The organism is Dokdonia genika (assembly GCF_042652845.1).
GTDB classification, from domain to species: Bacteria; Bacteroidota; Bacteroidia; order Flavobacteriales; family Flavobacteriaceae; genus Dokdonia; species Dokdonia donghaensis.
The window spans coordinates 335,835-348,946 of sequence record NZ_JBHSHB010000024.1; the positions used below are offsets into that span (position 1 = coordinate 335,835).

The window sequence follows — 13,112 nt, forward strand, 5'->3', positions numbered from 1 at the left end:
AATGTTAAGTAGATTAAAAGCCGCTATAAATAGGTTGTTTTCTGACGAAAACAAGTTAGATATTCGTAATGTACGCTATTTACCTAGATGGACAGTCCTGTTTATTGATACTTCGTTGATTTTAGTATCAACACTTATTACGTATTTTTTATTATCAGATCTGCATATAAAGCCATTAAGCGTTATAAGCAGTGGACAACAGTTAAGTTTAGTAATAGGAGTCAATTTTGTTTTTTTACTTGTTTTTAAAACATATGCTGGTCTCATAAGACATTCTTCTTTTATGGATGCTATGAAGCTTTTGTTTGCAACTGTTGCAACTTTTGCTACATTGATGGTCTTCAATTTGACTTGGCAATATATATATGACCTGAAAGTTTTTATTACAACGGGTCTTATTCTTTTTTCATTTATATCGTTTACAGCATTATTTACTTTTAGGCTTGCAGTAAAACAATTGTATGAACGTTTTAAAATCGCTCAAAACAATGCAGAGATAATTAACGCAGTTATTGTAGGTGTAGATGATGGGGCAATATCTGTTGCAGCTGCCCTAGATATTGAGCATCCACAGCGTTTTATAATCAAAGGGTTTATTTCAAAAAGGCAGAATAAGAGTTTAAGAATTCTTGACAAACCTGTACTGGAGCTTGATAAAAGCATTCAGCATTTAGTACAAAAACTCAAAGCAGAAGCAATTGTCTTTGCAGGTAATTCTATGACTGCCGAAGAACGATTCTCTATCGTTAAAGAGTGCTTAGAGCACGATATTAAGGTATTTAATTCGCCTCTGGTTATAAACTGGAGCGAGACGACGACTGTTACAGATCAATTAAGAAGTCTTCAAATTGAAGATTTGTTAAATAGGGACCCTATAGAATTGAACGATAACGTAAAATCCAGTAAGATTAAAGGTAAGACTATTCTTGTAACGGGAGGAGCTGGCTCTATAGGTAGCGAAATAGCAAGGCAAGTTGCTTCTTATAATCCAAATAAATTAATTGTATTAGACCAAGCAGAAACACCTTTGCATTCTCTTAGTTTAGAATTACAAGGAGCTTTTCCAGATATAGATTTTGAGTTTGTAATATGTGATGTCGCAAACAGAAATAGGTTGAGAATTCTCTTTGATGCTTTTAAAATTGATATAATTTATCACGCAGCGGCTTACAAGCACGTACCTTTAATGGAGAATAACCCTTCTGAAGCTATACTCACAAATATTTATGGTACAAAAAACCTTGCAGACATCGCAGCTAAGCATAAAGTGAGTCATTTTGTAATGGTGAGTACAGATAAGGCTGTAAACCCAACAAATGTGATGGGAGCAACAAAAAGAGCTGCCGAAATGTATGTGCAGTCTAAGTATTTTAACTTACAAGCCAAAGGAAAAAAGAAGAACACCAGATTTATTACAACTAGGTTTGGTAATGTACTTGGGTCTAATGGGTCTGTGGTTCCATTATTTAAGAAGCAAATAGAGAGTGGGGGGCCAGTTACGATAACACATCCAGATATCATACGCTATTTTATGACCATACCTGAAGCTTGTCAACTAGTTTTGGAAGCTGGAACAATGGGTAAAGGAGGTGAGATTTTTATATTTGATATGGGAGAGCCTGTACGTATTATGGATCTTGCAGAAAAGATGATTAAACTAGCGGGGCACACTCTTAATGAGGACATAGAAATAAAAATTACAGGACTGCGACCTGGAGAAAAGCTCTATGAGGAATTGTTAAGTAATGAAAGTAAAACCTTGCCTACTCATCATAATAAAATAATGATAAGTGAGGACCTAGAGAATGACTATGAGCAGGTAAATACGGTCATAAATTCTATTATCAAAGCCGCAATAAAAAATAATAACACAATAAGTGTAGCAAAGCTTAAATCTTTAGTTCCTGAGTTTAAAAGTAATAATTCTGAATATGAGATTCTTGATGTAGAAGTTACAGAAGATATTTCAAAGAATTTAGGGCTAGGAGAAGACTTGCCTCAAGATCTTTTTAAGTAGGCAATATGAGTAATGGAAATTATTGTAAATCCAGAGAATATCTTTAGCTAAATATTTCAAAGGCTATAGCTTTAATTATACACAAAAGTAGTTTTATGAAGTTTGGGAAATTATTGTTTTTATTAGTATTAATTTCAACCCAACTTGAGGCTCAAGAAAATATAGAAATTAATGGAGCTATAAACGTAAACACTTATTTAAGTGAAAGTGAATTGCCTTTCTGGTTTTACAGAAATACTGAAGGTCTTGTTAAATCTAACTCAAACGCTGCATTGAGTGCATTCTCTAGCTATAAATACAAATTAACCCCATTATATAAGTTAGAAGGAGGCATATCATTGTTTTACAGGGATGGCAGTCTAGAACGTTTACAACGTGGAGACTTATATGTACGTTTTAAGGCTAAACATTATCAAATTACACTAGGTTCTAAAAGTGCAGATATTGTAAATAGTCTCTCAAGTACCAATAATAATATTTTAAACAGCGGAAATACACGTCCTTTTCCAGGTTTAGTTATTGAGTCACCAAAATTTATTCCTCTTCTAAAGAATATTTATATAGATTATGGACTAGGGCATTACGTACTAAATGATATGCGCTATGTAAAAAATACTCGAGTACACTATAAGCGTATTAATGTAAAATATACAACGGAATCTTATGGCATATTTACCGCTGGAGTGCAACATTATGCTCAGTGGGGAGGTAAAAGCCCAATTGATGGAGATTTACCCAATAGTGCAAGTGATTTTTTTAAAATATTCTTAGCTCAATCAGGTGGGGATAATTCTGATGAAGGCGAACAAGTAAATGCCTTAGGGAACCACTTGGGGAGTTTTGATTTTTCATACCAAAGAAACTTTGAGAATGGAACTTTGAAAATGTATCATTTACACCTTTTTGATGATGGTTCTGGAACGGCATTCAAAAATTTTCCAGATGGTGTTTGGGGAATTAACTATGCATTTAAAAATAATAAGTTTTTTAAAAACCTTTTATACGAGTACGTAGATACTCGAAGTCAAAGCGGAAGTTCAGGGAGAAGCGGTCGTGATAATTACTTTAGTAATAAAGGATATAGAAGCGGCTGGACGTATGAGAGCGATATAATAGGTTTGCCTTTTTTTGAACTTAATCCAGAGACAGGACTAGGTATTACAAATAATAGGGTTATCGCTCACCATTTTGGCGCAGGTGCAGCCACAGATAACTTTTATTTTCAAGCAAAACTAACATATCTTGAGAGGTTAGGTACATACGCAGCTCCCTTTGAACCAAAGCAGAAAAGCTTTTTAGGCTATTTATCCACGAAATATAATACCGACAAATTTGGAATCTTTAATATAGATTTAGGCTTAGATGTAAAAAACTATGAAAAACCTATTTTTGGTCTTAGTCTAGGGTATTATTATACAATTAATAACTAGCAGAGTTAAGGTTGCCTAAGTGTTGCATATCATAACAGATACTTACTTTCTAACTACTTCAAAAAGATCTGTACGTCTGTCACGTAGATTTTTTACTGCGCCAAATTGATTGAGTTCTTTTAGTAAATCTAAGTCAACATCGGCTATTAATATCATCTCTGTATTTGGTGTTGCTTCTGCTTTTATGCCATTAGTAGGGAAGGAGAAGTCACAAGGAGTAAAGACCATAGATTGTGCAAACTGTATATCCATATTTTCTACATTAGGTAAGTTACCTACACTACCAGCAATTGCTACATAACATTCATTTTCTATAGCTCTTGCTTGTGAACAGTGGCGCACTCTTGAGTATCCATTTTGTGTGTCTGTAAGAAAGGGAACAAATAGTATATCCATTCCTTCATTTGCAAGTAGTCTACTTAACTCTGGAAACTCAGAATCATAGCATATTAATATTCCTATTTTTCCACAATCTGTATCATATGTTTTAAGCTCAGTACCACCCTGCATACCCCATACTTTAGCCTCGTCTGGAGTAACGTGTAGTTTTTCATAACGCTCTGTACTGCCATCACGTCTACATAGATAACCTACATTGTATAAGCGTCCATCGCGTATCTCAGGCATACTACCGGCTATAATATTGATATTATAGGTTATAGCAAATTCTGAAAATTGCTGAACTATAGCTTCCGTATGCCTTGCAAGTTTTCTTATTGCATCTGATGTTTTAAGATGATTATCTTTTGCCATAAGGGGTGCATTAAAAAACTCAGGAAATAACACAAAGTCAGATCTGTAACCAGCAACAGCATCTATAAAATATTCTGCTTGATTAAGTAACTCCTCTAAGCTATTATAAGGTCGCATTTGCCACTGTATAAGCCCTAGACGAACATTTGATTTTTTTGTAGCTGCTTTTCTAGATGGTTTTTTATAGTAAATGTTATCCCATTCCATCAGTATAGCAAACTCTCCAGATGCTTTATCTCCTTCTAGATATCCCCTCATAACTTTTGCTGGGTGAAAGTCATTAGAGATTTGAAAATTTAGTACTGGGTCATTTATTTCTTTGCGCTTTACTTTTTCAATATATTCTTTAGGTTTCAGGTCTTCTGCATAAAGATTGTAATTGGGCATTCTACCGCCAAAGGTGATACCTTTTAAGTTAAGTTCTTCACATAGCTCTTTGCGATAATCGTAGAGCCTTCTGCCTAAGCGCAGACCCCTATATGCTGGTTTGATAAATACATCTATACCATAAAGAACATCACCATCATTTGAGTGGGTAGAAAATGTATAGTTGCCAGTAATATCTCTATACGTGTGGTCATCTTCAAAATCATCATAGTTGACAATGATAGATAGTGCACAGCCGGCAATTTCCCCATTAATTTTTATGACGGCTTGTCCCTTTGGAAACTTTTTAATCAAAGTTGATATATGTTTCTCCTCCCAGTATGAATCTGGCATATTTGTATATGCAGATATCATAGCCGTTTTAAGTTCTTGATAGTCATTGAGCTCAAGATACTTGAGCTCAATGTGTTGTATATCTCCAGTTTTCATTATTCTTTTATATCCTCGTCTGTGTCAAAAGGATCTTGTACAGCTGTGGGGTCATTATCTTGGTATGACTCGTAATCATCTTCATCATATTGTTCCATCACACGCTCTAGTTTTGCACTTATTTTTACTAGGTACTTTGTGTCTTCTGTTATAATTTCAATACACTTTACGAGTTCATCTTTTACGTTTCTAAAACGTATGATATCACTATCATCATAACCGTACGGATACTTCTCGACCACTAAGGCAAGTATCTCAGGAGTTAACTTCTTAAAGTCTACGATTACTCTATTGAGGTTTGGATTATTTGAGCTTTTCATAATTACATATCTAGAAGGTAAGCAAATATGAGTGGTGCTACGATAGTTGCATCACTTTCTATAATAAACTTAGGCGTGTTCATATCTAGTTTACCCCAGGTTATTTTTTCATTAGGCACAGCGCCACTATAAGAGCCATAGCTAGTTGTGGAGTCACTTATCTGGCAGAAATAACTCCAGAATGGTGTGTCTGTGCGCTCCATATCTTGATAAAGCATAGGCACAACACAAATAGGAAAATCGCCAGCAATACCACCACCTATCTGAAAGAAACCTATACCGTTATCTGAGTTTGCCGTATACCAGTCTGCTAGATAGGTCATATACTCAATACCAGATTTTACGGTACTTGCTTTAAGTTCACCCTTCATCACGTAGCTAGCAAAAATGTTACCCATTGTACTATCTTCCCAACCTGGCACTATGATAGGTAGGTTTGCCTGTGCGGCAGCATACATCCACGAGTCTTTTATGTCTATCTCATAGTATTCTTCAAGCACGCCAGAGAGTAATAATTTATACATAAACTCGTGTGGGAAGTAGCGCTCACCGGCAGCCTCTGCATCTTTCCAGATTTTTACAATATGTTCTTGTATTCTCCTAAAGGCTTCCTCTTCTGGAATACACGTATCTGTAACTCTGTTTAAACCACGTTCTAATAGGTCCCACTCATCTTGTGGGGTTAAATCACGATAGTTAGGCACGCGCTCGTAGTGGCTGTGCGCTACAAGATTCATTACATCCTCTTCTAGGTTTGCACCAGTACAAGAGATGATTTGTACTTTATCTTTACGTATCATCTCTGCAAATATTTTACCTAGCTCTGCCGTACTCATAGCACCTGCAAGAGATACAAGCATTTTTGAGCCCTTATTAAGTTGCTCTTCGTAGGCCTTTGCTGCATCTACTACAGAGGCTGCGTTAAAGTGTAGGTAGTACTTCTCTATAAATTGAGAGATTGCTCCTTTAGTCTTCATCTTGATCGTATTTTAACTTTGTGATTGTGTTTTGATTTTTTGCATAGAGATTATCATTATCCTCATCTGCACTTTGCTCCATAAATTTGTAGCTCAACATTTTGTAATAAAGCTTAGCCGCTAGAAAGTCTGAAGATTTTTCTGAGGGATTAGGACATAGCTCTACAATGTCAAAGCCTACCACATTCTTTTCTTCAAAAACCTTTCTTAAAAACTCAAGTGTCTCATACCATAAAAGTCCACCTGGTTCTGGAGTACCTGTAGATGGCATAATAGAAGGGTCTAAGGCATCAAGATCTAGTGTGATGTATACATTATCTGTCATAAGCTCTATGGCATTATCCATCCAGTAGTCATCTGTACTCATATCGTGTGCATAAAACACGTTTTCTTCATTGAGAACTGTTTTTTCTGAGGCGTCCATACTGCGTATACCTACTTGCACAAGGTTTGTAGTCTCATTTGCTTCATACATCGCACAAGCGTGATTATATACAGATCCTTCATACTCCCTGCGCAGGTCTGTGTGCGCATCTAGTTGTAGTACAGTTAAGTCATCATAACACTCATTAAAAGCGCGTATAGACCCTATAGATACAGAGTGCTCTCCACCCATCATAGTGACAAACTTATTGCGTAAAATAGCAGCTTTTACCTCTTTGTGTACTTCATCTACCATTTCTTCTGGCGTGTCATGACCCGTAAGAGCTTCTGCAAGAAATACACCTTGTTTATAAACCTCTGTATCTGTCTCTATATCGTACAGCTCCATATTTTCAGATGCGTGTAAAAAGGCTTCAGGACCCTTATCTGCACCTTTTCCCCAGGTACTAGTACCGTCATAAGGGACAGGGATTAATACGATTTTTGAAGATTCGGCGCTGGCATATTTTTCATCTATACCGGCATACGTTTTTTGAGATTTCATTGTAATTTGTTTAAGTTTTGTTACTTGTGTTAGTTTATTGTTTCTTTGGTTTGTGAGGTAGTTTTTGATTCCGCTTTCGCGAAAGCGTCATTAACCCCATAGTCATATCCCAAAATGGATAGCAATTGCTCAGAGGTTTGCTGCTCTGCAAAAACGCTAGTTACCAGCTTACCATCTTCATCACGATCTATTAAAACGTGTTTTGGGGTAGGGATGAGGCAGTGTTGCAACCCGCCAAAACCACCTATACTTTCTTGATAAGCACCCGTATTAAAAAAGCCTATATACAGCGGTTTATCCTTATTGTACTTAGGTAGATAAATCCCGTTCATATGCTGCTCACTGTTATAATAATCATCGCTATCACAGGTAAGACCACCTAGTAAAACGCGCTCATACTCCTTTTGCCAGCCGTTTATAGCAAGCATTACAAAACGTTTATTAATCGCCCAGGTATCTGGTATGGTGGTGATAAATGATGAGTTAATCATATTCCACTTCTCGCGATCATTCTGTTGTTTTTGATATAGCACTTGGTAAATCGCACCGCCACTTTCTCCTACGGTAAAACTGCCGAACTCTGTAAAAATGTGAGGCACCGCCACGCCAGCCTCATCACAAGTTTGCTTAATCTGGCCTATAATCTCGCTCACCATATATGCATAATCATAGTCAAAGGCGAGTGAGTTTTTTATAGGAAAACCACCACCTATGTTAAGGCTATCTAGTGATGGGCACACCTTTTTAAGAGAGACATACACCTTCATACATTTAAGAAGCTCGTTCCAGTAGTATGCGGTGTCACGTATGCCCGTGTTTATAAAAAAGTGCAGCATCTTAAGGGTGACCTTAGGGTTATCCTTTATCTCTTTATTAAAAAAGGGCACAATATTTTTATAACCCAGACCTAAACGAGAGGTGTAAAACTCAAACTTAGGTTCCTCTTCTGAGGCGATACGTATACCTATGTTATAATTACCATCTATAGCATCACTCAGCAGGGTGATCTCTTCATAATTATCTATAACCGTGATACAGTTTTTATGACCATTGTTTATGAGACGCGCAATGTTTTGAACATACTGGTCACGTTTAAAACCGTTGCTTATCACAAAGGTGTCGTCATTGATCTTGCCCTGTGCCTTGAGATTTTCTACAATATCTATATCAAAAGCAGAGGATGTCTCGATATGGATATCATTTTTTAAAGCCTCGTCTAGCACGTGCTTAAAATGCGAACTCTTAGTACAATAGCAGTAATTATAACTACCGGCGTAGTTATGTTCTTTTATAGCAGCTGCAAACCAGGTTTTTGCCCTGTTTATATTATCAGAGATTTTAGGTAGGTATGTAAACTTAAGTGGTGCACCGTGTTCTTTTATAAGTGCCATTAAATCAATCCCGTGGAACTGGAGCTCATTTGTTTTTAGGGTGAACTCTTCCTGCGGAAAATCAAAAGTTTGATCAATAAGATCAAAGTATTTTGTCTTCATTATAAAGTTGTAAAATATGTAAATAGAGATGTGGGCCCAGTGATAATAGGGCAGTGGAGTGATCTTCTAGTACATTCAGATGCGGAAAATGAATACCGTATAAGGATCAAAGCTTAGAAGCTTTAATGAAGTAAGGGTAGTAATGATTTCAGAAGTCAGCCTAAAAATTCGGGTCTCTATCCCTAGAGCAGCTTTCGAAGTAGACTTCCTTATCCTTCTAAGCCCGAATATGAAAAAAGATTTCATCGTTATGACAATTCGATTTAACTATGCTCGAATTATGCGGTAAACATAGTGAAAAAAACAAATCAAAAAACTTTTTTGTAAAAATTTTAAAATTATTTTTAACTAACTGAATAACAATAGATTGGTTTGTATTTTAAGGAGATAATTGTTACTCAGGTATGCTATATTCTAGACTTAAAAGATCTTAATGTAATGTGATTACGCTTTCGCGAAAGCGTACTTAATACCATTATACCGCTGGAGTACATAATAAGTAGTAAAAATGTGTTTAGGGATGCGATGTACCTATTAAGACGTTCTTAATATCTTGTCCATCTTGCGACCTTTTGCCAGCTCGTCTATAAGCTTTTCCATCTGCCTGCACTGCCTGTAGAGTTCAAACTCATCCTCTATCTCCTCAATGCGGTAACCGCACACAACACCCTTTATGAGATGGGCGTTAGGGTGAATGGTTGCTTCTTTAAAAAAGGTTTGAAATGTCACCTTCTGGTCTATAAGTGACTGTAGCTGTGCCTCATTATAGCCGGTAAACCATTCTATAACTTGATGAAACTCCTCCCTGGTACGTCCATTTTTTTCTAGTCTATTCCAGTAGTGTGGGTATATGGATGCAAATATCATTTGTGCAACCTTATCTTCTTTGGCGGCAGTAACTTTCATAGTGTTGTGTATATTAATGAACCTAAATATACAATTATTTACAGATAGCGATGAAGATGTGATGATATGCTGAGTGTAATTGAGGTAGAGTTATTTTTAACTCAGTTCTTTGTAGTACATAGTGCTTTTTTAGTTTTCAAATTTCACATATTTGGTTTCAACGTCAAAGTCAGCCCATTTAATTTTTAGCGTGTCATTTTCTGTTGAAGTTATTGTTCCTTTTTGAACAAAGTCATTATAAAATATCGTGATTTTATTTCCGTCCAAAATGTATGGCATATGTCCATCGCCATCGTAGTCCGCAACAAGGAAATCCTTTGCGGTTAACCAAAAATCAGCGTGAGGTCCGTTTGGGTCTTGAGTCCAAATTCCGAAAGCTTGGGTCGTGTCAATTGCTAAATTCCGTATGATTGTTTTTTCAGGTCGTTTTATGTTTTCAATTTCTGGATTGTCGGTATTATATTCCGAAATCGTAAACGTTTCTTTTTTGTCGGTATTAGCTAATTCGTTGTAAACGTTCATAGAATCAGTTTTTAATTCCGGTTCCGTGCTTGAGTTTAGTCCGTCATTTTTCTTTTCGTTTTTACACGAAATACTGATTAAAATCAGAAAGAAAATCGATATGTAATTCAGTTTTTTCAGCATTATGTACAACAGGCCACTACATAAAGCGAGTGTGGCTCCCGATAGCTATCGGGATTGCTGGTTTGCCTGTTTTTGTTTTTTAATTGATTGTCTAAATATACGCTTATCTGTGGATTTAAGCGCCTCGCACAGCGGTCTATAAATTAATTGTGAGAAATACGCTTTCACGAAAGAATAACACGAGTTAAGTTATAAATAATTAGCCATCATCGGAGTGGTAAATAAGCTCTTAAAACAAGCCTACATCATCATAAAATCAGGAAGACCCTACGATGAAAATTATAGATCAAAATTAGCTTAAAAAGGCTTGTTTTTTAACTCAGTTCTTTGTTACCCAACGTTTTTTTCTTTCCGTTCAATATGGTGAAATTCTTGAGTTTGTTCCTTTTCCGATTTATATTCTTTTTCGTCTGTTAAAATCCAAGAGTTTAAATTCAGATATAATTCAGTAATTCCTTTCGTTCGAGACTTCTTTTTTCCAGTAGTAAATTCAACTTTAAATTCCGCCTTTACTTTGGCTTCTTTAATTAATTCTGTTTCGATATTGTGCTTTTTTAAATCATCAGCGAACCATTCCGAAATTTCGTGAAATATATTAAAGTCAGTTTTCGATTCCGCATTGTTGAGTTTTTGAGTTCTATTTAGAAAATCAAATTCAATAATTCCATTTTTCAATTCAACCAAAGATTTCATATCATTCACTATTTTCCAACCAGCGAACATATCACAAAAAATATCAGCATTATGTTGTAGTCTTTTCCTTCTCATTGTTGTTTGGTCAAATGTTGGGTAACAGGCCACTACATAAAGCGAGTGCGGCTCCCGATAGCTATCGTGATTGCTGGTGTGCCTGTATTTATTTGTTTTTTAATTGATTGTTTAAATATACACTTATTTGTGAATCTGTCGCCGCGCATAGAGCTTTCAAAACTGTCTCCGACGAGCGTAGCGAGAGGAAGGCATAAATTCGCGTTATGTAATAGTTCTTGCATCCGACGAGAGGAACGACCGAGAGGAATGCACAAAGTAGCGGCTGATTGAGTAGTGTGGGAGCTTTAAAATCCTAGCAGATTTGCTCTATAATCTATCTGTACCAGATCCTTGATTATTGCTCTTACAATCGCTCTTAAACCTATTTTGAAGCGTAACCATACGATTGCGGTAATAACCAAGTATGCAACTGCCTTTTGTGCAGCTTATTTTATCGTGAACTGCGAGCCCTTGGGCAATCAGCCGTCACGGTCTTGTGTATGAAAAGTAGCGTATAAAAAGACGCTTATTTTTCGGATAAACACAGAGCCGAATTTTTATGTTTTGTTTTTAATTTTTCTATTCTAAAAGCCAAATTTAAAAATTTGGCGGTCTTTGTAAATAAGCACAAATCTTTCGAATAAGCACTTACTAGCTATGTTTTATATACGTTGTTGTCTAATTGTTGTACCTATCTTCACTCTTATACTCTCAATAGCCTATAAATAGGCGTTTTACATCAAATATTAGTGCAACAAAGTGCAAATAAAAACACGTAAATGCAGTGTTTGTTGTACCAATTGTTGTACCTTAGTACTCTATTGCACTTGCTTGCACAGTCTTATACCAGAGTACATTATGGCTTCAGTAAAACTTATTTTAAAGAAACAAAAGGTAGATGCTTCAGGAGAAGCACCTATTTATCTTAGGCTCATCAAAAACCGTAAAACTAAATTTATATCCTTGGGTATAAAGGTAGCGTTAAATGAATGGGATGAAACCAAACAGCGTGTAAAAAAGAATCATAAAGGCTCTACAAGGCTTAACGCATATCTCGCAACTAAAGTTGCAGATGCACAAGGAGAGATAGCAGATATAGAACGCAGAAACATAAGTGTTTCAGCTCGCAAGTTAAAAGAAGTTGTAAAGGGTAAACCTGTTACAAATTTCTTTGAATACTCTTATGGCAGATGTGAGAAACAGAAAAACACCTTGTCATATTCCACATATCGTAATTACATTACTTATCTCAAAAAGTTTGAAACTTTTATTGGCCATACAGATGTAGCTTTTGAGGATATTACGGTAACGATGATAAAAGATTATGCAGGCTATTGCGGTACTACTTTAGGCAATAACAATACAACTATAAATTTTTCTTTGCGCATACTTAACTTAATGTTCCGTAACGCACAGAAAGAGGATTTAATACCACGAAGTCTATTTCCATTTGATAAGTATAAGGTTAAGAAAGAAAAGACCAATAGGCGTTATCTAAATGAAGAACAGCTACAAGCCTTAATCAATTTAGAAGTATCTGAAAGAGCGCAAGCACCTTTAGTAAAAGATATGTTTATCTTTTCAGTCTTTGCAGGTGGTTTAAGGTTTAGTGACGTATTAGAATTAAAATGGAAGCACTACAATAAAAAAGAGCAACGCATATCTAAAACCATTTGTAAAACTAACAATCCGCACAGCTTCAAAATAGGTAGTACTGCTATTGATATTTTAGAAAAGTATCATACAGCAGATGCAAGTCCAGAAGATACTGTATTTCCTTTTGGAGAGATTACAGAAAGATATTTTAAGGATAGAGAATATAGAGCAGACCAGATACGCAGAAAAACAGCTCTTGTAGGTCAGTATCTCAAGGCAATGGGTAATAAGATAGACTTACCATTTAATTTAACTTTTCATTTAAGCAGACACACATTTGCTACCAGGGCATTAAATAAAGGGATGCGCATTGAGCACGTTTCAAAATTAATGGACCATAGTGATATTGGTATCACACAGATTTACGCAAAAATTATTAACTCAGAACTGGATAAAGCAGTAGACCAATATCTTAATTAAG

At 35.9% G+C, this 13,112-nt stretch carries 11 protein-coding genes; 3 read left to right on the plus strand and 8 right to left on the minus strand.

The features are described 5' to 3' along the window. Position 1 precedes the first annotated feature (1 nt). Entirely contained in the window at positions 2–2,017 is a 2,016-nt protein-coding gene (locus tag ACFO5T_RS13730; protein ID WP_380035470.1) for a polysaccharide biosynthesis protein, read from the plus strand. A 95-nt stretch (positions 2,018–2,112) separates the two neighbouring features. Further along, positions 2,113–3,447 (plus strand): capsule assembly Wzi family protein, encoded by a 1,335-nt coding sequence (locus ACFO5T_RS13735; RefSeq protein WP_380035473.1) that lies wholly within the window; start codon positions 2,113–2,115, stop codon positions 3,445–3,447. Positions 3,448–3,489: 42 nt separating this feature from the next. Here ACFO5T_RS13735 and ACFO5T_RS13740 read toward each other — a convergent pair whose 3' ends face one another. From ACFO5T_RS13740 to ACFO5T_RS13775, 8 genes are all read right to left on the minus strand, one after another. Further along, positions 3,490–5,016 (minus strand): carbon-nitrogen hydrolase family protein, encoded by a 1,527-nt coding sequence (locus ACFO5T_RS13740; RefSeq protein WP_380035476.1) that lies wholly within the window; start codon positions 5,014–5,016, stop codon positions 3,490–3,492. Then, the gene (locus ACFO5T_RS13745; protein ID WP_021779157.1) at positions 5,016–5,336 is read right to left on the minus strand and encodes a hypothetical protein; all 321 of its coding nucleotides are present in this window, start codon (positions 5,334–5,336) and stop codon (positions 5,016–5,018) included. The genes ACFO5T_RS13740 and ACFO5T_RS13745 overlap by 1 nt, the downstream gene beginning before the upstream one ends. Positions 5,337–5,338: 2 nt before the next feature. After that, on the minus strand, positions 5,339–6,313 hold the full coding sequence (locus ACFO5T_RS13750) for a deoxyhypusine synthase family protein (protein WP_298350695.1): 975 nt from the start codon (positions 6,311–6,313) through the stop codon (positions 5,339–5,341). After that, entirely contained in the window at positions 6,303–7,241 is a 939-nt protein-coding gene (gene speB, locus ACFO5T_RS13755; RefSeq protein ID WP_380035480.1) for an agmatinase, read from the minus strand. Before speB ends, ACFO5T_RS13750 begins: the two co-directional genes overlap by 11 nt. A gap of 29 nt (positions 7,242–7,270) precedes the next feature. Further along, on the minus strand, positions 7,271–8,734 hold the full coding sequence (locus ACFO5T_RS13760) for an arginine decarboxylase (protein WP_380035483.1): 1,464 nt from the start codon (positions 8,732–8,734) through the stop codon (positions 7,271–7,273). A gap of 534 nt (positions 8,735–9,268) precedes the next feature. Continuing rightward, complete coding sequence (locus tag ACFO5T_RS13765; RefSeq protein WP_380035486.1) at positions 9,269–9,640, minus strand: DUF2200 domain-containing protein; 372 nt, start codon at positions 9,638–9,640, stop codon at positions 9,269–9,271. Between the two features lie 129 nt (positions 9,641–9,769). Then, positions 9,770–10,162 (minus strand): hypothetical protein, encoded by a 393-nt coding sequence (locus tag ACFO5T_RS13770; protein ID WP_380035489.1) that lies wholly within the window; start codon positions 10,160–10,162, stop codon positions 9,770–9,772. Positions 10,163–10,615: 453 nt separating this feature from the next. Beyond that, positions 10,616–11,053 (minus strand): hypothetical protein, encoded by a 438-nt coding sequence (locus ACFO5T_RS13775; RefSeq protein ID WP_380035492.1) that lies wholly within the window; start codon positions 11,051–11,053, stop codon positions 10,616–10,618. Positions 11,054–11,893: 840 nt separating this feature from the next. On the opposite strand from ACFO5T_RS13775, the gene ACFO5T_RS13780 reads away from it, so the two are divergent. Continuing rightward, entirely contained in the window at positions 11,894–13,111 is a 1,218-nt protein-coding gene (locus ACFO5T_RS13780; RefSeq protein ID WP_380035495.1) for a tyrosine-type recombinase/integrase, read from the plus strand. Position 13,112: the final 1 nt, after the last annotated feature.